At 62.3% G+C, this 21,450-nt stretch carries 21 protein-coding genes; 13 read left to right on the plus strand and 8 right to left on the minus strand.

The genetic code is table 11. From position 1 onward, the window contains the following. Positions 1-10: 10 nt before the first annotated feature. Positions 11-1,207, minus strand: coding sequence for a Tm-1-like ATP-binding domain-containing protein (locus ACWUKX_RS11725; protein WP_456006834.1), 1,197 nt, complete (start codon positions 1,205-1,207; stop codon positions 11-13). A 112-nt stretch (positions 1,208-1,319) separates the two neighbouring features. On the opposite strand from ACWUKX_RS11725, the gene ACWUKX_RS11730 reads away from it, so the two are divergent. From ACWUKX_RS11730 to ACWUKX_RS11760, 7 genes are all read left to right on the plus strand, one after another. Further along, entirely contained in the window at positions 1,320-2,003 is a 684-nt protein-coding gene (locus ACWUKX_RS11730) for a TetR/AcrR family transcriptional regulator (protein ID WP_065009766.1), read from the plus strand. A gap of 356 nt (positions 2,004-2,359) precedes the next feature. Then, positions 2,360-3,676: an extracellular solute-binding protein gene (locus ACWUKX_RS11735; protein WP_456006837.1), complete on the plus strand. Its 1,317-nt coding sequence runs from the start codon at positions 2,360-2,362 to the stop codon at positions 3,674-3,676. 73 nt (positions 3,677-3,749) lie between these two features. Next, entirely contained in the window at positions 3,750-4,655 is a 906-nt protein-coding gene (locus ACWUKX_RS11740) for a carbohydrate ABC transporter permease (protein WP_455850636.1), read from the plus strand. 1 nt (position 4,656) lies between these two features. Beyond that, complete coding sequence (locus tag ACWUKX_RS11745; protein WP_455850635.1) at positions 4,657-5,616, plus strand: carbohydrate ABC transporter permease; 960 nt, start codon at positions 4,657-4,659, stop codon at positions 5,614-5,616. Then, complete coding sequence (locus ACWUKX_RS11750; protein ID WP_065009763.1) at positions 5,613-5,822, plus strand: hypothetical protein; 210 nt, start codon at positions 5,613-5,615, stop codon at positions 5,820-5,822. The genes ACWUKX_RS11745 and ACWUKX_RS11750 overlap by 4 nt, the downstream gene beginning before the upstream one ends. Further along, complete coding sequence (locus tag ACWUKX_RS11755; protein ID WP_455850634.1) at positions 5,819-6,928, plus strand: ABC transporter ATP-binding protein; 1,110 nt, start codon at positions 5,819-5,821, stop codon at positions 6,926-6,928. The genes ACWUKX_RS11750 and ACWUKX_RS11755 overlap by 4 nt, the downstream gene beginning before the upstream one ends. Next, positions 6,928-8,013 carry an ABC transporter ATP-binding protein gene (locus ACWUKX_RS11760; protein WP_456006840.1) on the plus strand — a complete coding sequence of 362 codons (1,086 nt, stop codon included), beginning with the start codon at positions 6,928-6,930 and terminating at the stop codon, positions 8,011-8,013. The genes ACWUKX_RS11755 and ACWUKX_RS11760 overlap by 1 nt, the downstream gene beginning before the upstream one ends. A 52-nt stretch (positions 8,014-8,065) precedes the next feature. On the opposite strand, the gene ACWUKX_RS11765 is transcribed toward ACWUKX_RS11760, so the two are convergent. After that, positions 8,066-9,037: an AraC family transcriptional regulator gene (locus ACWUKX_RS11765; protein ID WP_456006843.1), complete on the minus strand. Its 972-nt coding sequence runs from the start codon at positions 9,035-9,037 to the stop codon at positions 8,066-8,068. A 92-nt stretch (positions 9,038-9,129) separates the two neighbouring features. Here ACWUKX_RS11765 and ACWUKX_RS11770 point away from each other — a divergent pair, with 92 nt between their 5' ends. Further along, positions 9,130-10,344, plus strand: coding sequence for an MFS transporter (locus ACWUKX_RS11770; protein WP_456006846.1), 1,215 nt, complete (start codon positions 9,130-9,132; stop codon positions 10,342-10,344). 7 nt (positions 10,345-10,351) lie between these two features. Here the strand turns inward: ACWUKX_RS11770 and ACWUKX_RS11775 are convergent, their stop codons facing one another. Continuing rightward, positions 10,352-10,699 carry a GFA family protein gene (locus ACWUKX_RS11775; protein WP_456006849.1) on the minus strand — a complete coding sequence of 116 codons (348 nt, stop codon included), beginning with the start codon at positions 10,697-10,699 and terminating at the stop codon, positions 10,352-10,354. A gap of 125 nt (positions 10,700-10,824) precedes the next feature. Here ACWUKX_RS11775 and ACWUKX_RS11780 point away from each other — a divergent pair, with 125 nt between their 5' ends. Beyond that, positions 10,825-12,129: an amidase gene (locus tag ACWUKX_RS11780; protein ID WP_456006851.1), complete on the plus strand. Its 1,305-nt coding sequence runs from the start codon at positions 10,825-10,827 to the stop codon at positions 12,127-12,129. A gap of 100 nt (positions 12,130-12,229) precedes the next feature. Here ACWUKX_RS11780 and ACWUKX_RS11785 read toward each other — a convergent pair whose 3' ends face one another. The 4 genes from ACWUKX_RS11785 to ACWUKX_RS11800 are packed head-to-tail and all read right to left on the minus strand — an operon-like array spanning position 12,230 to position 16,044. Then, the gene (locus ACWUKX_RS11785; protein ID WP_456006853.1) at positions 12,230-13,210 is read right to left on the minus strand and encodes a hydroxyacid dehydrogenase; all 981 of its coding nucleotides are present in this window, start codon (positions 13,208-13,210) and stop codon (positions 12,230-12,232) included. A 1-nt stretch (position 13,211) separates the two neighbouring features. After that, on the minus strand, positions 13,212-13,928 hold the full coding sequence (locus ACWUKX_RS11790) for a FadR/GntR family transcriptional regulator (protein ID WP_456006855.1): 717 nt from the start codon (positions 13,926-13,928) through the stop codon (positions 13,212-13,214). Positions 13,929-13,930: 2 nt separating this feature from the next. Next, positions 13,931-15,100, minus strand: coding sequence for a mandelate racemase/muconate lactonizing enzyme family protein (locus ACWUKX_RS11795; RefSeq protein WP_065009790.1), 1,170 nt, complete (start codon positions 15,098-15,100; stop codon positions 13,931-13,933). Positions 15,101-15,156: 56 nt separating this feature from the next. Beyond that, the gene (locus ACWUKX_RS11800; protein WP_456006857.1) at positions 15,157-16,044 is read right to left on the minus strand and encodes a sugar phosphate isomerase/epimerase family protein; all 888 of its coding nucleotides are present in this window, start codon (positions 16,042-16,044) and stop codon (positions 15,157-15,159) included. Positions 16,045-16,110: 66 nt separating this feature from the next. Between ACWUKX_RS11800 and ACWUKX_RS11805 the strand changes: the two genes are divergently transcribed. From ACWUKX_RS11805 to ACWUKX_RS11820, 4 genes are all read left to right on the plus strand, one after another. Further along, positions 16,111-16,314 (plus strand): hypothetical protein, encoded by a 204-nt coding sequence (locus ACWUKX_RS11805; RefSeq protein WP_127208719.1) that lies wholly within the window; start codon positions 16,111-16,113, stop codon positions 16,312-16,314. Between the two features lie 128 nt (positions 16,315-16,442). Continuing rightward, positions 16,443-17,498: a sugar phosphate isomerase/epimerase family protein gene (locus ACWUKX_RS11810; protein WP_456006859.1), complete on the plus strand. Its 1,056-nt coding sequence runs from the start codon at positions 16,443-16,445 to the stop codon at positions 17,496-17,498. Positions 17,499-17,655: 157 nt separating this feature from the next. Next, complete coding sequence (locus tag ACWUKX_RS11815; RefSeq protein WP_036267011.1) at positions 17,656-18,843, plus strand: Gfo/Idh/MocA family protein; 1,188 nt, start codon at positions 17,656-17,658, stop codon at positions 18,841-18,843. 173 nt (positions 18,844-19,016) lie between these two features. Then, positions 19,017-19,871: a sugar phosphate isomerase/epimerase family protein gene (locus tag ACWUKX_RS11820; RefSeq protein ID WP_456006861.1), complete on the plus strand. Its 855-nt coding sequence runs from the start codon at positions 19,017-19,019 to the stop codon at positions 19,869-19,871. A gap of 19 nt (positions 19,872-19,890) precedes the next feature. Here the strand turns inward: ACWUKX_RS11820 and phnE are convergent, their stop codons facing one another. Continuing rightward, positions 19,891-21,450: a phosphonate ABC transporter, permease protein PhnE gene (phnE, locus tag ACWUKX_RS11825; RefSeq protein WP_456006863.1), complete on the minus strand. Its 1,560-nt coding sequence runs from the start codon at positions 21,448-21,450 to the stop codon at positions 19,891-19,893.

Genomic DNA, 21,450 nt, shown 5'->3' on the forward strand with positions numbered 1-21,450 from the left:
GCTTCGTCTCTCACTGTCTGGCGATGTCGAGAAAAGCCGCAACCGCAGCCTTGGCGAATTCGGGATCGTTGATGTGCATCGGCAGGCGCGTCACGCTTCGCGTGTCACCAGGCTTGATCGTGCGCTCGATGGCCTCGAAGAGTGCTGCATCGGCCTCGGGGTCGAAGAAAGCGCCGCCTTCGATGTCGAGCGCCGAGACGCCTTTTTCGGGAATGAGGAACCGGACCGGGCCATCGCAGAGGCTCAGTTTGGTGCCGATCCATTCGCCGATCTTGCGGCTTTCGTCAGGTGTCGTGCGCATAAGCGTCACGTTAGGATTGTGCTCGTAAATCAGCCGCCCGCTATAGCGTTCCGGAATGGTCGGCGGCGCCCAGAAATTCACCATGTCGAGCGCGCCGACCGAACCCACATAGGGCAGCCTGGTGCGGGCGATCGCGCCGAAGCGGTCTTCGGTCGCCGGCAGCACGCCGCCGAACAGGAGGTCGCAGACTTCTGTCGTCGTGATGTCGATGACGCCGGACAGCAAGCCGCTATCGGCAAGCTTCTCCATGGTGCGGCCGCCGGTGCCGGTGGCGTGGAAGACCATGCAGTCATAGATCGATCGGAGTTGTTCGGCGATGGAAGTCACGCACGGCGTGGTCACGCCGAACATGGTGAGGCCGATCGACGGTCTGCCGTCGGGCGGCTCCGCCGGCTTTGCCGCCATGCCTGATATCGCCTGGGCGGCGTTGTGCAGCACGACACGAGACAGCCGGTTCAGGCCAGCCATGTCGGTCACCGACGGCATCATCACGATGTCGGAGACATCGACATAAGGTGCGGTGTCGCCCGAGGCGAGCGTCGAAACCATGATCTTAGGCAGGCCGAGCGGCAGCGCGCGCATGCCTGATGTGATGATCGAAGTGCCGCCACCACCGCCAATGCCGATCACACCTGCTATATCGGTGCGCGATTGAACAAACCGGGTGAAAGCGATGGCCATTGCCGCCACTGCGGTGCCGCGGTCGTCGATGCCCAGTACGGCACTGCTGCCGCCGGGATGGTGGCCGGCGACCTCTTCGGCCGAGACATCGACCGGCACGGTTGGGTTGCGCGTTCCAACATCGATGCGGGCGACAGCAGCACCGGTAGCAGCGACTGCATCGGCCAGAAAGGCGAGTTCCTCACCCTTGGTGTCGGCGGTGCCCACCACATAGACGCGCTTCATTGCGTTTCCCCGGTTCTAGGCGCGCTCGGCGTTGCCGCCTGCCGCTCTTTGCCCGGCCGTTCGGCATCGCGACGGCCATTGCAATTTTTTGAGACGCGCGTATCGTATTGACATGAATGTCTCACGTCAACAAGCGGCGGTTTCCGACGATGCCGGTTCTGGAGCCGCACGCGGACCGCGCGCGCGCACAAGACGGCTGATGCTGGAGACAGCGACAAGGCTGATGCAGGCGGGCGCCACGCCTTCGGTCAGCGAGGTCGCCGAAGCGGCAGAAGTCTCCCGCGCCACCGCCTATCGATATTTTCCAAGCCAGGCGGCCCTGGTGCAGGCGGTGGTCGACGAAGGACTCGGGCCGATCCTCACCTGGAAATCAGCCTCGGCCGATCCCGAGCGCCGCGTCGTTGAACTGTTCGATACGGCCATGCCGCGCATCGAAGCCTTCGAGGCGACCTTCAAGGCGGCGCTGAAACTGTCGCTCGACCAGTGGGCGCGGCGGCAGGCAGGCACGCTGGGCGGCGAGCCGGCCTTCACGCGCGGCCATCGCGTCGATCTGCTCAAGGACGCGATCGCACCGCTCAAGCACCGGCTGCCGCCACGCGAATTCAAGCGCCTGGCGCAGGCCCTGTCGTTGATCTTCGGCGTCGAAGTGCTCATCATACTGAAGGACATATGGGGGCTGGACAGCCGCAAGATGATGTCGGTAGCGCAATGGGCAGCCGGCGCCCTGGTGCGGGCTGCAGTGATGGAATCGGTAACCGAAGGAGGCAGAAGCGCGCCGGCGACAGCCACGGAATAGTATCGATCTGGTTCGACCAGTTTGGGATGCTGATTAGCGACAATAGTCGACGTGCCGTAACGCGAGCAAGGCCCTTGCGTATCAAGGAGTAGGAAAATTTAAGAAAAACAGACAGATGTTGCTGGAATCCGCTTGTCGGAGGGGCTGCCATCGTCCAAGAAAGAGCTTGACGTGTGTCCGAAATTGGTAATACCAGATCAGGGCAATATGGCGGATTAAAAGTGAGGGCTGCGATCCATTCCGGCCGAGCGAGGAGGCTCGAAACCGGAACGCTGCCACCACGGGAGAACTACCAGGGTCGGCCTCACCGCCGGCTCGCATGATACGGTAGAATGCGCACAAGGGAGGAAATCATTATGCGCAAGACAATGACCAGCATGCTTGCTGGTATCGGCTTAGTGCTCGCCTGCGGAACGTCCGTCTACGCGCAGGATAAGGAACTCACCATATTCTGGGCTGAATGGGATCCGGCGAACTATTTGCAGGAACTCGTCAACCTTTACGAGGCCGAGAGCGGCGTGAAGATCACGGTCGAGACGACGCCGTGGCCGGATTTCCAGACCAAGGCGTTCACCGAGTTCAACGCCAAGGGCAGCGCCTACGACATGGTCGTCGGCGATTCCCAATGGATCGGCGCGGCCTCCGAGGCAGGCCACTATGTCGACCTCACCGACTTCTTCAACAAGCACAATCTGAAGGAAGTGATGGCGCCGGCGACGGTTAAATACTACGCCGAATATCCGTCCAACTCCGGCAAGTACTGGTCGATCCCGGCCGAGGGTGACGCAGTCGGCTGGTCCTATCGCAAGGACTGGTTCGAAGACCCGAAGGAGATGGAAGCCTTCAAGGCCAAGTACGGCTACGATCTCGGCGTGCCGAAGGACTGGAAGCAGCTGCGCGACATCGCCGAATTCTTTCACCGTCCCAACGAAAAGCGCTACGGCGTCGCCATCTACACCGACAACTCGTATGACGCTCTGGTGATGGGCGTCGAGAACGCCATCTTCTCCTTCGGCGGCGAGCTTGGCAACTATGCCACTTATAAGGTCGACGGGATCATCAACTCTGAGCAGAACGTCAAGGCGCTAGAGGCCTACAAGGAGCTCTACTCCTTCACCCCTCCCGGTTGGGCCAAGAGCTTCTTCATCGAGGACAACCAGGCGATCACCGAAAACCTGGCGGCGATGAGTATGAACTACTTCGCCTTCTTCCCGGCGCTCATCAACGAAGCCTCGAATCCGAATGCCAAGGTCACCGGCTTCTTCGCCAACCCGCCAGGACCGAACGGCGATCAGTTCGCCGCGCTCGGCGGCCAAGGCATCTCAGTCATCTCCTATTCCCAGAATCAGGAAGAGGCGATGAAGTTCTTGGAATGGTTCATCAAGGACGAGACGCAGAAGAAATGGGCGGAACTCGGCGGTTACACCGCAAGCGCCAAGGTGCTCGAGTCGCCTGAATTCCAGAACGCCACGCCTTACAACAAGGCCTTCTACGAAACCATGTTCAAGGTGAAGGACTTCTGGGCGACGCCGGAATATGCCGAGCTGCTCATCCAGATGAACCAACGCGTCTATCCGTACATCACCGGCAATCAGGGCACGGCCAAGGAAGTGCTCGATTCGCTCGCCGCGGACTGGAACGCGACGTTCAAGAAATACAACCGCGTGAAGTAAACGGCACTAATGCTCGGAGGGGGCGGGAGCCCGCCCCTTCCGTTTTCTTTTCCGGACAAGGAAGGAACGGGCCTTGGCCACTGCAGTCATGACCACCCTGGATCCCAACTCGCGCTCCGCCGCCCGCGGCATGAGCGACCTCACGATCCGCAATCTCTTCATTATTCCGACGATCGTTTTCCTGATCGTCTTCAACATCTTTCCACTGATCTATTCGCTCGGCTATTCCTTCACCGACTTTCGCGCGTCGAGCCCCGCGGCGGCCAATTTCGTCGGACTGCAGAATTACCGCGAGCTGCTCAACGACCTGTTCATCTGGTCGAATTTCGCTATCACCGCCAAATATGTCATCGTCTCCGTAGTCGGCCAGGTCATTGTCGGCTTCGGCGTGGCGCTGCTGCTCAACCGCGATATCCCGTTGAAGGGCCTGCTGACGACACTGCTGCTGTTGCCAATGATGCTGTCGATGGCCGTCGTCGGCCTGTTCTGGAAACTGCTCTACGATCCGTCCTTCGGCATCATCAACTATACGCTCGGCCTCGGCTCCTTCGAGTGGCTGTCCAACCCCGACATGGCGCTCTACGCGGTTGCCATCACCGACATCTGGATGTGGTCGCCCTTCGTGATGCTGCTGTCGCTCGCCGGCCTGTCGGCAGTGCCGAAGCACCTCTACGAGGCGGCCGCGATCGACCGCGCCGGCTCGTTCTATACCTTCTTTCGCATTACGCTGCCTTTGGTCGCGCCGATCCTGATGATCGCGATCATCTTCCGCACCATGGAGGCGTTCAAGACCTTCGATCTTGCCTACATCCTGACCAGCCAGCCGACCACCGAGGTGATCTCGATCCGGCTCTACAAGATGGCGTTCCAGGAATGGCAGACCGGGCGCTCCTGCGCGCTCGCCTACATCGTGCTGATCATGATCCTGGCGATCACCAATATCTACGTCAAATACCTGAACAAGGTGAAGGAGCGCTAGAATGGCCGCTGTCACCACCTCTACCGAGCGTTCGCTCAACAAACTCGCCATCGTCGGTGTGCTGGTCGTCACGATGATTTTCCTGGCGCCGATCTACTGGATAGCCTCGACGGCGTTCAAGCCGCGCAACCTTGCCACCACCATTCCACCGACGGTGGTGTTCCAGCCGGAGATATCGCCTTTCGTCAAGCTCTTCACCAAGCGCTCGCAGTTGCGCACTGCGCCGACGCCGGAACAATACGCCGCCGCCCCGTGGTGGGAGCGGCTGGTGTTTGACGGCGGCGAGAAGGTGGTGCGCTCGGGCAGGGGCGAGGTGCAGTGGTCCGGCTATCCGAGCCGCTTCATGAATTCGCTGATCGTCGCCATCACCTCGACGATCCTCGCCGTCGGCATGGGCACCTTCACGGCTTACGGGTTCTCGCGCTTCAAGATAAAGGGGGAACAGGACCTGCTCTTCTTCATCCTGTCGACGCGCATGCTGCCGCCAGTGGTGGTGGCGATCCCGATGTTCCTGATGTACCGGGCGGTCGGCCTCAACGACACGCATTGGGGCCTGATCATCCTCTACACCGCCTTCAACCTCAGCTTCTCTGTATGGCTGATGAAGGGGTTCATGGACGAAATTCCGAAGGAATACGAGGAGGCGGCCCTCGTCGACGGCTATACGCGCATGGAGGCGTTCTTCAAGATCGTGCTGCCGGAGGCGGCCACCGGCATCGCCGCGACCGCGGTGTTCTGTTTCATCACCGCATGGAACGAATATGCCTTCGCGCTGATCATGACCAACCGACGCGCCCAGACGGCGCCGCCGTTCATTCCAAGCCAGGTCGGTTCCGGCCTGTCCGACTGGACGGTCATCGCGGCCGGCACCTTCCTGTTCCTGCTGCCGGTCGCCATCTTCACCTTCCTGTTGCGCAACCACCTCCTGCGCGGCATGTCCTTCGGAGCGATCCGCAAATGATCCGCCATGCTACAATCCAGCGCACGGCCGAGATCGTGATGGTGTGCGGCATCATCGCGCTCTGCCAGCCGTGGAATCTCTTCCTGCACCGCTACGGGCTGACAATCATCATTGTCGGGCTGCTGACGTTCATGATCACCGGCTGGGTCGGTCCAAGGCAGAAGCCGCAGGCGACCGGCGCGCCGGAAAAAGAAGGTCACCCATGACCCAGATCGAGCTTCGTGGCGTCCAGAAATTCTTTGGCGCCGTTCAGGTCATCAAAGACCTCAATCTCAAGATCGACGACAACGAGTTCATCGTGCTGCTCGGCCAATCGGGCTGCGGCAAGACGACGACGCTTCGCGCCATCGCGGGACTGGAGACGATCGACGGCGGCGATGTCCTCATCGACGGCAAGCCGGTCCAGCATCTCAAGGCTGCCGACCGCGACATTGCCATGGTCTTCCAATCGTTCTCGCTCTATCCGCATATGAGCGTCTACGAGAACATCGCTTTTCCGTTGCGCGCAATGCGCAAGAGCAAGGCCGAGATCGACGGCGAGGTGCGCTCGGTCGCCAAAGTGCTGCAGATCACCGACCTGCTCGGCAAGAAGCCGTCGGCGCTGTCGGGTGGCGACATGCAGCGCGTGGCGATCGGCCGGGCGCTGGTGCGGCGGCCGAAGGCGATGCTGATGGACGAGCCGATCGGCGCGCTCGACGCCAAGCTGCGCGAGGAGATGCGTGCGGAGATCAAGCGGCTGCACATCAAGCAGGGCTCGACCACCATCTACGTCACCCACGACCAGATCGAAGCGATGAGCCTTGCCGACCGCATCGTCATCATGCATGAGGGCGTTCTGCAACAGGTAGGCAGCCCATCGGAAGTGTATACGCACCCGGCCAATTTGTTTGTCGCGCAATTCGTTGGCTCGCCTGTGATGAACGTCGCCAACGCGGCGGTGACGATGAACGGCTCCGGCGCCAGGGTCACCGTCGACGGTGCCGCGGAAGGGTTCCTTTTCCCGGCCGAACTGGTCGGCCAGCTCGACGCCGCGAGCGTCGAGCAGGATCGCCTTGCACTCGGCATCCGCCCCGAAGGAGTGATGGTCTCGCGCGAGCCGGCGGATGGTTATCTGCCGGTCGAGGCGCACATCATCGAACCGCTTGGCTCTTACGATATCGTCGACCTCAAGGTCGGGGCACAGATGTTGCGCGCCCGCACCCGTTCCGGTTTCGTCGGCAAGCCGGGGGTCCAGGTCTTCGCCAAGCTCGACCCGGCGCAGGCGCACTTCTTCGACACGACAAGCGGCAATTCGCTGGGGGTGAGACTCTGATGGCCCATATCCAGCTCAAGAACATCTCGAAGACATTCGGCAATCACACCGCATTGACCGGGCTCAATCTCGACATTGCCGACGGCGAGTTCTTCGTGCTGCTCGGCGAGACCGGCGCCGGCAAGACGACGACGCTGCGCATGATCGCGGGCCTGGAAAGGCCGGACGAGGGGCAGATATTCATCGACGGCGCTGATGTCGCCGACTGGGGTGCGGCCGAGCGCGACGTGGCGCTGGTTCTGCAGCAATACTCGCTTTATCCGCGCTACACGGTGCGCGAAAACCTCGAATTTCCGCTGAAGCCAAAAATCCGTCGCATCGAGCCCGACGAGATCAAGACGCGCGTCGACCGCGTTGCCAAGACCTTGCGCATCGAGCATCTGCTTGACCGCAAGACCGATCGCCTTTCTGGCGGCGAGATGCAGCGCGTCTCGATTGGTCGCGCCATCGTCAGGAAGCCCCGCGTATTCCTGATGGATGAGCCGCTGTCGGCCCTCGATGCCAAGCTGCGCGAGGCGCTGCGCACCGAGCTGAAGAACATCCAAATGAACCTTGGTCAGACCTTCCTGTTCGTCACGCACGATCAGATCGAGGCGATGTCGATGGGCGACAAGGTTGGCGTGCTCAATCATGGCCGCATCGTCCAGACCGGCACGCCGTATGAGATCTACAACAATCCGCGCGACACCTATGTGGCGAGCTTCGTCGGCTCGCCGCCGATGAACCTCATCGACGGCAAGCTCATCGACGGCCGCGCGGTGATGGCACCGTTGAATTTCGAGCTGCCTTTTACGGGGGGTGCCAAGACGAGCGGTGCGACCGACGGTCGCCCGCTCGTCTTCGGTATTCGTCCCGAGGATGTCTATCTCGAGAGCGGGGCGCCGGTGGAAGCGCGCGTCCACGATGTCGAGAACCATGGCGTCGAAAAGATCCTGACCCTGCGGGTCGGCGACGCCGTGCTGCGGGCCACGGTGCCGGCCAGAACCGATGTCGAGATCGAGCAGCCGGTGCGCTTTGCCTGGGATCCGGACAAGGTGGTGCTGTTCGACAAGGGAAGCGGGATTAGTCTCCGCCACGCGGGCTAAGCGCACCCGTTGGGCGGGAGGATGCTAAGCGGCTTGAAGCCTCTGTCCAGGTTTAGCCGGCTTGGCAGGTCCCAGCCTGTTCGTCGGCCCGAAAATGGCTGGGAGCCGATCCGATGACGCGCTTGAACGCCCGGCTGAACGAGGCGTCGGATTCATAACCGAGGCGAGCGGCGACGACGGAAATCTTCAGCCGGTCGCGGACCAGCCATTGCCGTGCCTGGTGCATTCTCACCTGGGTGACATATCTCGCCGGGGTTTCGCCGACGATCGTCGCGAAGCGTTCCGCGAAACCCGATCGCGAGGCGCCCATCATCCTGGCGAGCGTTTCCACCGTCCAATCGCGGTCCGGTTCGAGATGGATCGCCGCCAGCACGCGACCGATCTCGCGGTCTCTCACCGCCGCGATCCATCCGGACGAGTCGCCGCAGCCGCGCTCGACCCATGACCGGATGACGGTGGCGGCCATCACATCGGCAAGCCGTGCCAGAATGCCGCCGGAGCCGACGCGCTCCATCGTCACTTCGCGCGCCATGGCCTCCAGCAGATGCGGAATGGCCGGTTCATAGGCTTCCAGTTCGTGCGCACGCATGACATCCGGCATCATGCCCAGCAAAGGGTGCAAACCATCGAGATTGAAATACATGCTGCCGAAAAACAGCAGGGTCCCCGGCCGGCAGCCTTCGTTCGACAGGCAGTAAACGCCCTTGCAGACCTCTCCGACCTCGTAACCCTGGATCGGCGAAGCCTCGGTGCCCGGTTCGCTGGCCAGGACATGTGCCGCACCGCGCGGCAATAGGACCGCGTCGCCTGCATTGAGTTCCACCCATTCGCCGGACGGCTGCAGCAACCAGCATCCTCTGCGGCCGATGAAATGAAATCGCGCCGCCGGCTGAGCCGGGAACTGGATGCCCCAGGGCTCCTTCATTTCGCACCGGCCATACTCGACGCCATCAAGACGCAACCCGCGCAATATGTCCGTCAGCGGATCGCCAGTGACCGGAACTTTGGACGAATGGTCAAGCATGATGGTGTTTCTAGCATGGAAACTCCAGACGGTCACTCCCTATGTTGCACTGCAGCCAAATGTTGCGCTGCAACCAGATCGGAGATCCCATCATGACCGAACCCGCGACAGGCATCATGGACGTCGTTCTCGATCCCGCCGAAAGCGACGAGCGAGCCGAGCCGGCGTGGGGGGCGGTCGTATCCCTCGCGCTCGGTGTGTTTGGGCTCGTAACCGCAGAATTCCTGCCTGCCAGCCTGTTGACGCCGCTGGCGCAGGACCTCGGTGTGACGGAGGGCACTGCCGGCCAAGCGGTGACAGCGACGGCCGTTGTCGGCGCGATCGCCGCCCCGACTATGGCTATCATCACCAAACGGCTCGATCGCAGACTGGTCATGTGGGCGCTGACGGTCCTCCTGATCCTGTCGAACCTCCTGGCGGCGTTTGCGTCCTCGCTTCCCGTTCTTCTGATCGCCCGCATCATGCTCGGGATCAGCCTCGGCGGCTTCTGGTCGATGTCGGCGGCGATGGCGATGCGGCTTGTTCCGATGCGGCTGATGCCGCGCGCCATGTCGATCATTCTCACCGGCGTTTCGGTGGCGACGGTCTGTGCGGCCCCGGTCGGCGCCTATGTCGGCGACGTCTGGGGATGGCGAACGGCCTTCATGATTGCGGCTGTTGTCGGGGCGCTGGCGCTGCTGATGCAGGTCGCCACCCTTCCGAAGCTGCCGCCGGCGGGCGTTGCCAGTTTTCGCACCTTGCTGGAGGTGATGAAGCGGTCGACGATCAGGGCAGCACTTCTGGTGGTCGTGCTGGTGGCCTCGGGACACTTTGCCGGCTTCACCTATGTCCGGCCATTTCTCGAGAACGTTCCGGCACTGGATATCGAGACGATCTCGCTGGTGCTGCTCGCCTACGGGATTGGTGGGTTCTTCGGCAATTTCGCCGGCGGCTTCATGGCCGAGCGCAATCTCAAGGCAGCAGTCGGCCTGGCGCCTCTGCTGATTGCATTGTCAGCGCTCCTGCTGCTCGTTCTCGGTGCCTCACCCGTGGTGGCGGCAATGGCGGTTGCCGCCTGGGGCTTTGCCTTCGGTGCGGTGCCGGTCGGGCTGCAAACCTGGCTGGTGCGAGCCGCTCCCGACCAGGCCGAAAGCGCCGGCGGGCTGATGGTCGCCACGTTCCAGGTGGCCATTGCGCTCGGCGCCGTTTTCGGCGGCCTGCTGGTCGACAATGCCGGCGTCGCCAGTGCGTTCGCCTATTGCGGGATCGCGACGCTGCTGGCGGCCCTGGCGGCGTTCCGGCTTGGCCCAAAGGCAGCCGACAGTTGAGGGTCCGTCAAACCGCGCGGCCGTCGAAGTCGAAAATCGGCACAGCGTCCAGATCGAGATCGTCTATGCAATGGATGTTGACGTACGCGCTTCGTTCGCTCCCTTCGCTGACATCCTCGGCGAAGGGATGGATGGCGCAGGTCCGGCAGAACCGATGGGCGATGACATGGTTGCCGAAGGTGTACCTGCCAAGATCGTCGCCCCAAGCAAGCACCCGCAATGCCCCGTGCGGCACGGCCCATAGCAGCGCGCCTTTGCGCGAGCAGATCGAGCAATTGCATCGCACGGCTCCGGTTAGATCGCCCTCGACCTCGAAGGCGATCTTGCCGCAGTGGCAGTTGCCTTTGTAGAGCATCAGGTCGCCTCCTTCCTTCGGTTCGACAGGGGTGCAAAAGTGCTTATGCCGGGTTATGTCTCTGCAGGCCACGCACCAGCTGTCGCCTGTAAGACGTTGCAGGCGTCCGGAGTCCGACACCGAAAATGCAATCCGTCCGCGACCGCCTCGAAGTCGTCCTTTCGCGTCTCGCCGTCCGCGCGGACAATGAAAGCGTATTCGTAAAGCTCTATCCGGAAGCCGCACGGGCAGCAGCCGATGCCGCCGATGGTCGGCGCAGAGCCGGCGTGACGCTCGGGCCGCTCGACGGAACAATTCTGTCGATCAAAGACCTGTTCGATGTCGCCGGCGAGCCAACCACGGCCGGATCATTGTTGCTCAGCACCGCGGCGCCGGCGATGCGGGATGCCGTCATCGTGCAACGATTGCGGCAGGCAGGCGCTGTCATCTTCGGCAAGACCAATATGACCGAATTCGCCTTCACCGCAATCGGCGTCAACCCGCATTACGGCACGCCCGGCAATGCGACCGACGCCAGCCGGATTGCGGGTGGCTCATCCTCCGGCGCCGGTGTTTCCGTTGCCGAAGGCACGAGCGAGATCTCGATCGGTTCTGACACCGGCGGTTCGGTGCGCATTCCGGCATCGCTGAACGGTGTCGTCGGGTTCAAGCCGACGGCACGCCGGGTGCCGCGTGATGGCGTTCTCCCGCTGTCGGCCACGCTGGACTCTATTGGCCCGCTTGCCCGCACCGTCGCCGAATGTGCCGCAGCCGACGCGGTGATGGCGGGCGAGGAGACTATGGCTCTGGTTCCGCTTCCGTTTGCCGGACTGCGCATCGGCATTCCGCGCGGCGCGCTCTTCGAGGATACGGAAAAAGAGGTCTCGGCGGCGTTCGAGCGATGTGTTCGCAAGGTAGAGCTTGCGGGTGCATACCTCGCCGATCTGTCCATCGATGACCTCCTTGCCGATTTGCGAGGGGTAACCAAGCGAGCCTCGATCGCGGCAATGGAGGGCGCCGCGGTCCATGCAGATTGGCTGGCGACAGGTGCGACGACGCCGGTCGATCCGCGGGTGGGCGAGCCGTTGTCGCGCGCCGCCGCCGTTCCGGCCACGGCCTATATAAGGGTAATCCGCCGCCGCACGGCGCTTGTCGCCGCCATGGACGAGCGGCTGGCGTCCGTCGATGTGCTGGCCCTGCCGACCACACCGGTTTCCGCGCCGACCATCGTGTCTATGACCAGCGACGAAGCTCTATGTGAGCGCACCGAAGGCCTTCTGTTGCGCAACACGCAGGTCGCCAACCAGTTCGACCTCTGCGCGATCTCGCTGCCGATGCCGGGAATGGCGCGCCCGGCCGGGCTGATGCTGGTGGCGCGCCACGGCCACGACCACCGTCTCCTGCGCATCGCGGCGGAAGTCGAGGCACTGCTTATAGCGCGTCGCGTCTGAACGGGTTCATGCGACGCGCTTTAGGTTCTTGTTTCTATGCATGTCGTTATCGCAAAACCGCTGCGCACTTTTGCGCGACATGCATTAGCCGTTGAGGTGCTCAGATATCGGCCGGAAACCGCCGCCGGTAGTGCTCGATCACGTCGGGATTGCGCAGATTGACCGGCAATTTGTTGGCCAGCACCAGCAAGGCTTCATCAGCCGAACCGACGCCCATGCGCATCATCGATTGCTCGGTGATGCCGGCCATGTGCGGCGTGACGATGACATTGTCGAAGCCGAAATAGGGATGATCTGAAGGCAGCGGCTGCGTCACAAAAACATCGAGCGCGGCACCGCCGATACCGCCCTTTTGCAGCGCTTCGATCAGCGCGTCGTCGTCGATCACCGGCCCGCGCGAAATATTGATCAGCAGCGCATGCGGCTTCATTCGACCGATGCGCTCGCGGTTGATCAGGCCGCGCGTCTCCGGTGTCAGCGGGCAGCACAGAACGATGATATCGCTCTGCTCGATCAGTGCGTCGATCGACAGGAAGCCGACCCTATCGGGCGCCGGCCTCATGCTGCGCGTCGTCGCTACCACGTTCAGGTCGAAACCATGTGCTGCGATATGGCCGACTGCCTGTCCGATGGCGCCGAAGCCGACAATGCCGATCGTCTTGCCGGCGAGCTCGCTGGCGAGAATGGTGTGGTCGCGGCCGGCCAGCCAGCCCTTCGCCCGCAAGTCGCGGTCCACCATGCGGAAACGCCGAAGCAGCGCCAGGGTCGCGAACATCACGTATTCGGCGACCGACCGTGCATTGACCGCCGGCACGTTTGCCACCAGCACGCCGGCTGCAGTGGCCGCTTCCATCGGAACCATGTCGAGCCCGGCGCCATGGCGGATTGCAGCCCGGAGCTTCGTAGCACCTTCGAACAGCGCTGATGGCAGCGGGGCGCGAACGATGATGATATCGGCGTCCCTCGCCTCAGTCGCCAGCGTGTCCGCATCGAGGGCGGAAGCGACAACGAGTTCGCCGGCACCAGTCAACATGGCGGAGGCGCGCGGGTGCAGCGTGTGTGTCGACAGGATTTTGGGCATATCAGACCTGTTCGAGTGCTGGGCTGTGAGGTTCTGCCCCGCCGCCTTCGATCAGGCCTTTCCAGTAACTTTCCGCGCCTTGCAGATGGGCACTCATCAGCGCCTGGGCGAGATTGCCGTCGCGGCGCAGCAGCGCCTCGTAGATCTGGATGTGCTCGGCATGCGAGCGCACGCTGCGTTCGGGATCGTTGAAATAGATCGGCAGGCGTTGCTCGCCCATCATGTAATAGAAGCTGCATATGTTGTGAAAAACGCTGTTCTTGGTTGCCCGCACGATTTCAAGGTGAAATTCGCGGTCCTCCTTGGCGAGGCCCTCGCCTGCCGCAATGCGCTCCTCCGACGCCTTCAGGATTTCGCGCAGCCGCTCGAAATTTTCCTCGGTAGCGCGCGAACAGGCAAGCTCGGCGGCCTTGATCTCGTGGATCTTGCGCAACTCGACCGTCTCGTAGATCTGGATCGGATCAAGCGGCAGGCCGGCCCTGGCAAAAAGCGCCATCGCCTCGACGCTGGCCTGCTTGGTGTCGATGTAGATGCCGGACTTGGCCCGGCGCTCGACGATGCGCATGGCTTCGAGGATGGCCAGCGCCTCGCGGATCTGGCCGCGGCTGACGACGAAATGCTCCGCCAGTTCACGCTCCGACGGCGTTCGGCCCGTCGCCTTGTCGGAGTGGGAGAACAGATAGGCAGCGAGTTCCGCGAGAAGGTTCTTTTCTTTCATGATCAGCCGCGTAGCGCGTGCGCCTCCAGGAACCGTTCCGAAAGGGTGAATCCCAGTCCGGGCTTCTCGGGGATCGCCATCATACCGTCCTTTGCTTCGACAGTCTCCTCGATCAGATCGTGGATCATCGGGTTGGCGCCGAGCGAATACTCGATGGTAAAGCTAGCCGGCGAAGCAGCGCAGACATGCAGCCCGGCAAAGAAGCAAGGCGCGCCAGCCCACAGATGCGGCGCAAAGCGCAGATTGAAGGCGCTGGCGATGGTGCCGATCTTTATCGCCTCGCTGATGCCGCCGCAAAAAGCCGGGTCAGGCTGGAAGATATCGGCCGCCTTGAGCGTGGCGAGGTCGCGGAAAGCATAGCGCGTCGCTTCGCTTTCGCCGGTGGCGATCGGGATGGAGCCGGACGCCCGCACTTCGGCCATGCCGGGCTTGTCGTCGGCGATGACCGGCTCCTCGAACCAGGCCAGATCGAGATCGCCGGCGAGATGGATGAAGCGCTTGGCTTCCGCCACCGTATAGGTGCCATGCGCATCGACCATCAGGTCGACCTCGGGGCCGAGCGCCTGTCTTGCGGCGCGCACGCGGGCGGCGGAAAGATGCGGAGCGCCGTCCATCGCGCCGATCCGCATCTTCAGCGCCTTGAAACCGCCCTTGGCGATATAGGATTTTAACTGGTCGCCGATCGCCTCGGTGGAAGCCCAGCCGCCGGAAGCATAGGCGGGCATGCGGTCGAGCTTGCGGCCGCCGAGCAGCCGCCAGACTGGAACCCCCTGCGACTTGCCCAGAATATCCCACAACGCGATGTCGACGGCGCTGATCGCAGCGACGCTGATGCCGCGCCGCGCCAGTTGCGGCATGGCGTGGCCGTTTTGCGCGGCACTGTCGTGGCGCACGCCATTGTAGAGCATCTCCCAGATCACCCCGATGTCGGCCGGATCGCAGCCGATCAGCTGCGGGCCGACCTCGTGGTTCAGCATGTGGACGAGGGCGCCATAGCTGCCGGTGCTGCCGGCAGCATTCTTGCCTTCGCCCCAGCCGACCAGCCCGTCGTCGGTCTCGATGCGCAGGATGGCGGCGTCAAACGTCGTCACTTGACCGAAGTCGCTGCGGTGCTGCTTCGCGGCTTCGATCGGTATGCGGACCCACCAGGCTTGGACCGTCTTGATGCGCATGTTCATCCCCGGCCTTGCCGCCGGTCAGGGCGGAAGGCTCATTCTCAACGGACCGACTACTTGATCAACGGCAGCAACGTTTCAGCGTTGATGCGCATCTGATCGGTGTAGAACTTTTCCGTCAGCACGCTGGAACCATGGTCCTGAATGAATTTGAGCTGCTCCGGCGAGATGTCGACCGGATTGCGCTCGACCATGTCGGGATAGGGAGCGGCCGGCGTGCGGTCGACGGGGGCGACGAACTCGTTGGTCAGCGCGCCATCGTAACCGACCTCCTTCAGCGTGCCGACGATCTTCGGCCAGTCGATCTGTCCGAGACCGGCGGCGAAGCGGTTGTTGTCGGCGACATGGAAGTCGAACAGGCGCTTGCCGACCTGCCGGATGGCATCATAGACGTTAAATTCTTCCATGTGGATGTGGTAGGCGTCGAGGCAGACGCCGCATTCGGGGCTGACTGCATCGGCCAGCGCCAGCGCCTGGGCGCCACGGTTGAACAGATAGGTCTCGAAACGGTTGAGTGGCTCGACCGCGATCTTGACACCGACCTTCTTGGCATGGGTGAAGCATTCCCTGGTGGCTTCGACCACCCATTTCCATTCTTCTTCTTCGGTGCCGTCCGGCACCACCTTGCCGACGGTGGCGGGAACCAGGGTGATGATCTCGCCGTCGAGTTCGCTCACCATCGTCAGCACATCCTTGACGTACTGTACGGAGCGCTCGCGCTGGCCCTGGTCCTTGGCGGCGAGATTGCGCTCGCCCAGCATCAGCGTCACCGCCCCCCAGCAGCGGATGCCGTGCTCCTTCAGGAGCGCGCGCGTCTCATCGGTCTTGTATTGCTCGGGCTCGCCGGAAATTTCGATCGACTCATAGCCGAATTTCTTGATGCGTTTGAGCGTCGTCTCCAATGGTTCCGCCCGCATCCAGTTGTGCGTCGAAAGATGCATGGTCTGTCCTTCCCAGAATTCGCCTGTAACAGTTCGCCTGCGACGCACTCCACCAGAGTGCGTTGCATGATTCCTCCCCAAGGCGCTCCAGCATTTGTCGTAAACTGGTTCGACCAATTGGGCGTGAAAAGAGGTCTACAGCAATTTCATCTGGACGGCAAGAAATCCTACAAGGCAGCCCCGGCCCATGATTATTTCATTGATAAAACTGGCGTATTAGTCCGCTGCCCGGCAATTTTCGCAGCGCTGGTTGCGAGTGGCACCGCTTGACCAAATGACCATATTTGGTAATACCAGAATGGCGGTGCGTACTAGCGCCTGTCGAGAAAAGACCAAAGAGGCTGGCCCTGCTTTCAATCGGCGCTATGCTTGGTCGTGGATAATTAGGGAGGATGCCGATGCCGTCGACAATGAAGGGTCCTGGGCTATTTCTGGCGCAGTTCGCAGGCGATGCGGCACCGTTCAATTCGCTGCCGGCGATCAACAAATGGGCGGCCGGGCTGGGCTACAAGGGCGTGCAGATCCCGACCTGGGACAGCCGGCTGTTCGACCTCGAGAAGGCGGCGTCTTCCCAGGCCTATTGCGACGAAGTGAAGGGCATCTGCACCGAGGCGGGCGTTGAGATCACCGAGCTGTCGACGCATCTGCAGGGACAGTTGGTGGCGGTGCATCCGGCCTATGACGCGCAGTTCGATGGCTTCGCGCCGCCTGCGTTGCACAATAATCCTAAAGCCAGGCAGCAATGGGCGGTCGAACAGATGAAGTTTGGCGCCAAGGCTTCGAAGAATCTCGGGCTTAAGGCGTCGGTGTCGTTTTGCGGAGCGTTGGCCTTCCCCTACCTTTATCCTTGGCCGCAACGGCCGGCGGGATTGATCGAGGAAGCATTTTCCGAACTGGGAAAACGCTGGAAGCCGATCCTCGACGTCTATGAGGACAATGGCGTCGACGTCGGTTACGAAATCCATCCGGGCGAGGACGTCTTCGACGGTGCGACCTTCGAGATGTTCCTCGACGCGGTGGGCGGCCACAAGCGCTGCAACATCAATTACGACCCGTCGCATTTCCTGCTGCAGCAGCTCGACTATCTCGAATTCATCGACATCTATCACGAGCGGATCAAGGCGTTCCACGCCAAGGATGCCGAGTTCAATCCGACCGGCCGGCAAGGCGTCTATTCCGGTTATCAGAGCTGGACGAACCGGGCCGGGCGTTTCCGCTCGCTCGGCGACGGACAGGTGGATTTCGGCGGCATCTTCTCCAAACTCGCCCAATATGACTACGATTCATGGGCGGTGCTGGAATGGGAATGCTGCCTGAAGCACCCCGAGGATGGCGCGGCCGAAGGCGCTCCCTTCATCCAGCATCACATCATCAGGGTGACGGAAAAGGCATTCGACGATTTCGCCGGCGGCGCGACCGACAAAAAGTCGCTGCGCGCCATGATGGGAATCTAGCGCTTTTTCCCCTCCCCCTCGAGGGGAGGGTCGATCCGCGCAGCGGATCGGGGGGTGGGGTCGCTGGGCGTAGAGCTCGGCATGAACCGACCCTCCCGGCCCTTCGGGCCACCCTCCCCTCAAGGCGGGAGGGGTATTTCAGACGAGGGAGAAAATCATGGTCGGCGCATCGAAATCGGAAACGGGAGGCGGCCCGATCCGCTACGGCATGGTCGGCGGCGGGCAAGGCGCCTTCATCGGTGCCGTGCACCGGATCGCGGCGCGCATGGACAATGAGTTCGTGTTAGTCGCAGGTGCCCTGTCGTCCGACCCGGCGCGTGCCAAGGCATCGGCCGAGGAGCTCGGGCTCGATCCGGCGCGCAGCTACAGCTCGTTCGCCGAGATGGCCAAGGCCGAGGCCAAGCGGCCGGACGGCATCGAGGCGGTGGCCATCGTCACGCCCAACAATGTCCATGTGCCGGCGGCGAAGGCTTTTCTCGAGGCAGGCATCCATGTCATCTGCGACAAGCCGCTGGCGACGACACTGGCCGAGGCAAAGAAGCTGGCGGCACTAGTCGAAAAGACCGGCAAAGTGTTCGTGCTGACGCATAATTACACCGCCTATCCGATGGTACGGCAGGCGCGCGAGATGGTAGCCAAGGGGCAGCTCGGCGACATCCGCATCGTGCAGTCTGAATATCCGCAGGACTGGCTAACCGAGGACCTCGCCGCTACCGGCCAGAAGCAGGCGGCCTGGCGCTCCGACCCCAAGCAGGCGGGTGCCGGCGGTGCGCTGGGCGACATCGGCACGCATGCCTACAATCTCGCGCGCTTCGTCTGCGGGCTGGAGCTCGATTCACTTTCCGCCGATCTCGACGCCTTCGTGCCGGGGCGGCAACTCGACGACAATGTCAACGTGATGCTGCGCTTCAAACCGGTCGGCAAGTCGCACCCGGCCAAGGGCATGATCTGGGCGAGCCAGGTGGCGCCCGGCCACGAGAACGGGCTGAAGCTGCGCATCTACGGCTCGAAGGGCGGACTTGAATGGGTGCAGGCCGACCCGAACTACCTCTGGTACACGCCGTTCGGCCAGCCGAAGCAGTTGATCACCCGGAACGGCGCTGGCGCGCTTCCCGTCGCCGGGCGCGTCAGCCGGGTTCCGTCAGGCCATCCGGAAGGCTATCTCGAAGGCTTCGCCAACATCTACCAGGAGGCGGCCCGCGCCATCCGCGCGGCGCGCCGCAAAGGCGGCAAGCCGGCTAAGGAAGTTATCTTCCCGACCATCCAGGACGGGGTCGAAGGCATGGCCTTCATCGAAGCCTGCGTGAAGTCGTCGAGGAAGAACGGGGCCTGGACGAAGCTCTGATCGGGGTGCTGATCTTCAGGTGATGCCGGCCTGCAAACGGCAGTTTCATGCGCTTCCGGTGCTCACGTACGAAAAGTACGCTCCGCTCCGGTTCTCGGAAACTACCATTTTCGGCTCGGCCTAACCTGAATCTCAACACCCCTGTGGATTTCGCAATGATGGGAGGGGCGTCGATGAAAATCGGCATGTGCATGTTTTTGTGGACGACGGCCGTGTCGAAGAAGCACGAGCCACTGCTTAGGGATATCAAGGCGACCGGCTTCGATGGCGTCGAGATACCGATCTTTGCCGGCACGCCGGACGACTACACAAAACTTGGCGAACTGCTCGACCGCATCGGGCTGGAGCGCACCGCCGTTTCAGCGATGGGCGATCCGGCGCTGAACTTGATCTCGGCCGATGGTTCAACGCGCAAGGCCGGCATCGACTATATGAAGTGGGCGATCGACTGCTCGGCTGCGCTCGGCGCCAAAACGCTGAGCGGCCCGTTGCATTCGACACTGGGCGCCTTCTCCGGCAGTGGGCCGACGGCGGCGGAGAAGAAGCGCTCCGTTGCCTCGCAACGCGCCATCGGCGACCATGCCGGCAAGAGGAACGTCACCATCGGGCTGGAGGCGCTCAACCGCTTCGAGTGCTACCTGCTGAACACGATGGACGATCTGTCCGAGCATATCGACGCTATCGACCGGCCGCATATCAAGGCGATGTACGACACGTTCCACGCCAATATCGAGGAGGCCGACCCGATCGGCGCCTATACGCGCAACCACAAAAATGTCGTCCATATCCATATTTCGGAGAATGATCGCGGCGTACCTGGGCGCGGCCACATTCGGTGGAAGGAGACGTTTTCGGCCATCGGCAAGAGTGGCTATGACGACTGGCTGACGATCGAGGCCTTCGGCCGCTCGCTGAAGGATTTGGCGGCGGCAACCAAGGTCTGGCGCGATTTTTCGGAAAGCCCGGAAGTCGTCTACCGCGACGGTTACAAGCATATCAGGAGTGGCTGGAAAAAGGCTGGTGCTTAGGACGCAGCCGAGCTTCCTCTCAGGCGATCTGAGCCGCCGGCGGCAGGCCGGCGGGCGCGCGCTCGCGCCGCTCGTCATTGCCGTTTCCGACTGTCCCCATCAGTTTGCGGCGTAGATAGCTGGAGATGTTGTCGAAGATGAAGACGACGAGCAGAATCAGCACAACCATGTAGAAAACATTGGCCCAATTGGTATTGGTGCGCATGGCTTCCCACAATTTCAGGCCAATGCCGCCGGCGCCGACGGCGCCTATGATCGTCGCTGACCGGGTGTTCGATTCCCAGAAATAGAGGGATTGGCTAAGGAATACCGGCAGAACCTGGGGCAGCACGCCGTAGCGCTGCACCATTGCCGGCGTGGCGCCAACCGAGCGGATGCCCTCGCGCTGCTTGTCGTCGATGTTTTCCAGCGCCTCGGAGTAGAGTTTGCCGAGGGTTCCGGTGTCGGTGAAGAAGATGGCCGACATGCCGGCCAGCGGTCCCGGACCGAAGCCGCGGGTGAAGAACAGCGCCCAGATCAGCATGTCGACCGAGCGCAGGAAATCGAAGAAGCGTTTTGTCACCTGATTGGCGATCCGGCTCGGCGTGACGTTGCGTGCAGCCAGGAAGGCGAGCGGAAAGGCGACGATCGAGGCCAGCACCGTGCCGACAAAAGCCATGACGATGGTTTGCAAGAGTTTCAGCCAGACGTCTCCATGCTGCCACTCGGCATTGTTGAAGATGTTGTCCCAGGCGAGCGCTGCGTTCGACCGCGACGGATCGATGCGGGCCCCGGAGACGATCAGTGAAGCGACCTCGCCGAACGGCTTTCCCCAGAATGGCGAGTTCGTGTCAAAGACGAAATTGGCCCAGCCGAAGAAACGTCTCCAAGCGACGACTTCGTCATTTTGCACTTCGGCGCGACCGAGAAGGCCGAACGAGACGTAGGCTGTCGAGCCTGGCCTGCGTTGCTCGATCCAGTCGGGCAGCGGTGTGCGTGGCGTCACAGAGCTGTCCTTGGCAATGTCGAAAATGACGCTTTCGGCGCCGCGCGTCACGGTGACGAGGTTTGGCGTGATGGCGATCCGGCCATTGCCAAGGGTGACAGTCGCCGCCACAACGGCGTTTTCGCGCACCGTTTCAGGTGCAGCCGGAGCGGATTGGCCCAACGGGGCGGCCGGGTTCTCGGCGGTCGGCGCGCCGGGCGCCATGAACGAATCCTGCGATGACTTGTTGGTCGCGATCGCCGGTGCCGGCACTGCGTCGACCTGCCGCTCGATGACGGCCATCTGCTTGGCCACCCAGTCGGGATCTGGATTGGATCCCAGTTTGGAAAAGCGGGAGTAGTCGATCGTCAGATAGCTATCTTTGAACTCGATGTCGGGCCGGATTTCGTAAGACACCCAGTCGGCGAGATAAGCGCCGGCAAGATTCCAGTTCGCCTTTTCGAGCACGGTGGCGATCGAGAAGAACCACGCGCAATAGAAGGTGTAGAGAATGCAGAGAAGGATGCCGATCGGGACGGCGTAGCGCTTCCATAGGGAGCGCCGGAAGGCGTCCGGGTGGCGAGCGGCGATGTCGTCGATGGCATCGGCGTTCAT

Source organism: Mesorhizobium sp. f-mel (assembly GCF_053850215.1).

What these genes read in the sequence shown, in the direction of transcription:
- ACWUKX_RS11765 (WP_456006843.1), bottom strand. Translation starts at nt 9,037, where the DNA reads ATGCTTGACCATTCGTCCAAAGTTCCGGTCACTGGCGATCCGCTGACG.
- ACWUKX_RS11780 (WP_456006851.1), top strand. Translation starts at nt 10,825, where the DNA reads ATGCAATCCGTCCGCGACCGCCTCGAAGTCGTCCTTTCGCGTCTCGCC.
- ACWUKX_RS11815 (WP_036267011.1), top strand. Translation starts at nt 17,656, where the DNA reads ATGGTCGGCGCATCGAAATCGGAAACGGGAGGCGGCCCGATCCGCTAC.
- ACWUKX_RS11820 (WP_456006861.1), top strand. Translation starts at nt 19,017, where the DNA reads ATGAAAATCGGCATGTGCATGTTTTTGTGGACGACGGCCGTGTCGAAG.
- ACWUKX_RS11725 (WP_456006834.1), bottom strand. Translation starts at nt 1,207, where the DNA reads ATGAAGCGCGTCTATGTGGTGGGCACCGCCGACACCAAGGGTGAGGAA.
- ACWUKX_RS11805 (WP_127208719.1), top strand. Translation starts at nt 16,111, where the DNA reads ATGATTCCTCCCCAAGGCGCTCCAGCATTTGTCGTAAACTGGTTCGAC.
- ACWUKX_RS11775 (WP_456006849.1), bottom strand. Translation starts at nt 10,699, where the DNA reads ATGCTCTACAAAGGCAACTGCCACTGCGGCAAGATCGCCTTCGAGGTC.
- ACWUKX_RS11730 (WP_065009766.1), top strand. Translation starts at nt 1,320, where the DNA reads ATGAATGTCTCACGTCAACAAGCGGCGGTTTCCGACGATGCCGGTTCT.
- ACWUKX_RS11770 (WP_456006846.1), top strand. Translation starts at nt 9,130, where the DNA reads ATGACCGAACCCGCGACAGGCATCATGGACGTCGTTCTCGATCCCGCC.
- ACWUKX_RS11755 (WP_455850634.1), top strand. Translation starts at nt 5,819, where the DNA reads ATGACCCAGATCGAGCTTCGTGGCGTCCAGAAATTCTTTGGCGCCGTT.
- phnE (WP_456006863.1), bottom strand. Translation starts at nt 21,450, where the DNA reads ATGAACGCCGATGCCATCGACGACATCGCCGCTCGCCACCCGGACGCC.
- ACWUKX_RS11800 (WP_456006857.1), bottom strand. Translation starts at nt 16,044, where the DNA reads ATGCATCTTTCGACGCACAACTGGATGCGGGCGGAACCATTGGAGACG.
- ACWUKX_RS11810 (WP_456006859.1), top strand. Translation starts at nt 16,443, where the DNA reads ATGCCGTCGACAATGAAGGGTCCTGGGCTATTTCTGGCGCAGTTCGCA.
- ACWUKX_RS11750 (WP_065009763.1), top strand. Translation starts at nt 5,613, where the DNA reads ATGATCCGCCATGCTACAATCCAGCGCACGGCCGAGATCGTGATGGTG.
- ACWUKX_RS11790 (WP_456006855.1), bottom strand. Translation starts at nt 13,928, where the DNA reads ATGAAAGAAAAGAACCTTCTCGCGGAACTCGCTGCCTATCTGTTCTCC.
- ACWUKX_RS11785 (WP_456006853.1), bottom strand. Translation starts at nt 13,210, where the DNA reads ATGCCCAAAATCCTGTCGACACACACGCTGCACCCGCGCGCCTCCGCC.
- ACWUKX_RS11735 (WP_456006837.1), top strand. Translation starts at nt 2,360, where the DNA reads ATGCGCAAGACAATGACCAGCATGCTTGCTGGTATCGGCTTAGTGCTC.
- ACWUKX_RS11760 (WP_456006840.1), top strand. Translation starts at nt 6,928, where the DNA reads ATGGCCCATATCCAGCTCAAGAACATCTCGAAGACATTCGGCAATCAC.
- ACWUKX_RS11795 (WP_065009790.1), bottom strand. Translation starts at nt 15,100, where the DNA reads ATGCGCATCAAGACGGTCCAAGCCTGGTGGGTCCGCATACCGATCGAA.
- ACWUKX_RS11745 (WP_455850635.1), top strand. Translation starts at nt 4,657, where the DNA reads ATGGCCGCTGTCACCACCTCTACCGAGCGTTCGCTCAACAAACTCGCC.